A 2964-nucleotide genomic window follows, 5' to 3' on the forward strand; every position below is an offset into this window, starting at 1 on the left:
CCGTAACCGTCCGGTCAGCACCCACTCCTGACGGCCATCTAGATCAGCCAAGATAGTGCCCACCATTTTTTAGTGGACACTATCTTGGATACAATCGCCCCCGTCCGCCGAACAGGCCGACGCCCCAACTTCCCACGTGAGTTCAAACGCAAGGTCGTTGAGGCCAGCTTCCAGCCTGGCGCTTCCGTGTCGTTGATCGCTCGCGAGCATGACGTCAATGCCAACTTGGTGTTTCGCTGGCGGCACCAGTATCAGGAGGGAGCCTTCGGCCCGGTTAATCACAGTGCAACGTTTTTGCCTGTCCAGATGATCGAGTCGTCGACGGATGTCTCGCAAGCCGCTCAGCCTCTGCTCGAGTTTCACTCCGAGCTGGTTGTGGAAGTGGGTAAAGCCACGCTACGCATCACTGGCACGCCTGACCCGCAGACGATGCAACTCGTCTTGCAGCAGTTACTGCGATGATTGCCCCGCCCGCTGGAACCCGTATCTGGATCGCCGCCGGCGTCACGGACATGCGCCGTGGCTTCGATGGGTTGGCGGCGTTGGTGCAGACTCAGCTGGAAGCCGACCCCTTTTCGGGTCAGATTTTCGCCTTTCGCGGACGGCGCGGTGACCGTATCAAGCTATTGTGGTGGGACGGCGACGGTTTGTGCCTGTTTTGCAAACGGCTGGAACAAGGACGCTTCGTCTGGCCGCAAGCAACCAGCGGCAGCGTGTCACTGACGGCTGCGCAGTTGTCGATGCTGTTGGAAGGCATTGATTGGCGCAGGCCAATTCGTACAGCACCCGCCCTCGCGGTCTGACTTGCCGCGCTGAAAAAATCCCAAGTAAGATTCGGTCATGACGCTCGCGACCGACTCCCTGCCTAACGATCTTCAATCCTTGAAGGCTCTGGTCTCTGCCCAGCGGGCAGAGATTGAGCGCTTAAAGATGATGATTGCCAAGCTGCGTCGTACGCAGTTCGGTCGCAGCTCCGAGCAGCTGGAAGCGATGATCGACCAGCTCCAGTTGAGCCTTGAAGAACTGCAAGTCAGCCAAGCCGAAATGACACCTCCCGTCGAGCCGGCACCTCGCGCAGTTTCGCGTCGTAAACCATTGCCCGAACACCTGCCTCGCGAAACCCGCGTTCATCAGCCCGAGTCGCAGTGCACTGGTTGCGGTGGGACACTTCGCCATTTAGGTGAGGATGTGTCCGAAGTGCTGGAGTACGTTCCGGCACGCTTCAAAGTCATTCGCCATGTCCGTCCGAAGTGGGTTTGCCGCTGCTGCGAGCACATCGCTCAGGTGCCGGCACCGAGTCGCCCAATAGCCCGAGGCCTTGCCGGCGCGGGTCTACTGGCCCATGTGCTGGTCTCGAAGTTTGTCGATCATTTGCCGTTGTACCGACAGTCCGAGATCTACGCCCGTGAGGGCGTGGATCTGGAGCGCTCAACCCTGGCCGACTGGGTCGGCCAGAGCAGCCAGTTGCTGCGACCGCTGATCAACGCCCTCGGGCACCACGTCATGAGCGGTCATAAAGTCCATGCCGACGACACGCCGATTGGCGTGCTCGCGCCAGGCAACGGCAAGACCAAAACGGCTCGCCTGTGGACGTACGTGCGCGATGATCGATCTGCGGGTGACTCGACACCGGCCGCGGTATGGTTTGCCTACTCGCCGGATCGCAAGGGGCAACATCCTCGTGCTCATCTCAAGAGTTTCAGCGGGATCTTGCAGGCTGACGGCTATGCCGGTTTTGCTCAGTTGTATGCCACGGGTGCTATTGCGGAAGCCGCGTGCTGGGCTCACACCCGCCGCAAATTTTACGATGTCTACACAGATCAGGCTTCACCACTTGCCGGCGAGGTGCTGCAACGGATTGCGGCCCTGTATGCCATCGAGAGCGAGATTCGAGGGCAGCCGCCCGACCAACGAAAAGCGGTTCGACAAAGCCGGGCCAGTCCGCTGCTGGAACAACTGCACGCATGGCTTAACCAGACGCTGACTCAAGTATCGAAAAAATCGGCATTGGGCGGTGCGATCCTCTATGCCCTCAATCGGTGGCAGGCGCTGACGCGCTACTGCGATGATGGCCGGATCGAAATCGACAACAATGCCGCCGAACGCGCATTGCGCGCCGTCGCATTGGGTCGCAAAAATTACCTGTTTGCCGGATCCGATGCGGGAGGAGAACGAGCGGCGGCGATCTACAGCCTGGTGGGTACTGCCAAGCTAAACGGGTTAAATCCGCAGGCCTATCTGACCTACGTGCTTGAGCACATCGCCGAACATCCAGTTAACCGGGTGGGCGAACTGCTGCCCTGGAATATTTCCTTGAACCACACTGACCTCTGCGAGGCCGCCTGATCCATGGTTAAAACTGTCAGCCTACCCAAACCTGCACCTGATCTCTTGCTGTTGCACATTGAGCTGAAGTGGATCACACCGACGATCTGGCGTCGTTTCGTAGTCCCTGAAAACATTACCTTGGGCAAGCTGCATCACGTGATTCAGATCGTGATGGGCTGGAGCGATAGTCATCTGCATGAGTTTGAAATAGCAGGTGAAAAATACGGGATTCCCGATTCTGATGGCTGGGGGCCGCCGGTGAATCCAGAAGCTCGCAAGACATTGGTCAAAGCGCTGTTCGGTAAAAAGACGTTTGACTATCTCTACGACTTTGGTGACAGCTGGGATCACCGAATCAAAGTCGAGAAAAGGCTACCGGCCATCACAGCCCCTCAACTGCCGTATTGCATTGAAGGTGCCAATGCTTGCCCGCCGGAAGACGTAGGTGGGGTGCCGGGTTACGAGGATTTTCTAGAGGTCATGGCAGACCCCAAGCATCCAGAACACGACGACATGGTGGGTTGGTACGGTGAAATATTTGAGCCGGCGGCATTTGACTGCGAGCGCGTGAATCAGTGGTTTAAGAGGATCAAGGTTTGAGTTGCAAGACGGTGTAGCTCGGACGCTTACGTTCGG

At 58.0% G+C, this 2964-nt stretch carries 4 protein-coding genes; all 4 read left to right on the forward strand.

Annotation, left to right across the window (positions count from 1 at the left end; translation table 11 throughout):
* Positions 1-84 precede the first annotated feature (84 nt).
* From tnpA to PA6_RS22040, 4 genes are read left to right on the forward strand one after another with little or no spacing between them, the layout of a single operon-like run.
* Complete coding sequence (gene tnpA / locus PA6_RS22025; protein WP_052150567.1) at positions 85-462, forward strand: IS66-like element accessory protein TnpA; 378 nt, start codon at positions 85-87, stop codon at positions 460-462.
* Positions 459-803 carry an IS66 family insertion sequence element accessory protein TnpB gene (gene tnpB / locus PA6_RS22030; RefSeq protein ID WP_021703173.1) on the forward strand — a complete coding sequence of 115 codons (345 nt, stop codon included), beginning with the start codon at positions 459-461 and terminating at the stop codon, positions 801-803. Before tnpA ends, tnpB begins: the two co-directional genes overlap by 4 nt.
* A gap of 37 nt (positions 804-840) precedes the next feature.
* Positions 841-2346, forward strand: a complete 1506-nt coding sequence (gene tnpC, locus PA6_RS22035; RefSeq protein WP_021703174.1) for an IS66 family transposase — start codon at positions 841-843, stop codon at positions 2344-2346.
* A gap of 3 nt (positions 2347-2349) precedes the next feature.
* Positions 2350-2928 carry a plasmid pRiA4b ORF-3 family protein gene (locus PA6_RS22040; protein ID WP_021703175.1) on the forward strand — a complete coding sequence of 193 codons (579 nt, stop codon included), beginning with the start codon at positions 2350-2352 and terminating at the stop codon, positions 2926-2928.
* Positions 2929-2964: the final 36 nt, after the last annotated feature.

It is taken from the genome of Aquipseudomonas alcaligenes NBRC 14159, from assembly GCF_000467105.1.
In the GTDB taxonomy this organism is placed as follows: Bacteria; Pseudomonadota; Gammaproteobacteria; order Pseudomonadales; family Pseudomonadaceae; genus Aquipseudomonas; species Aquipseudomonas alcaligenes.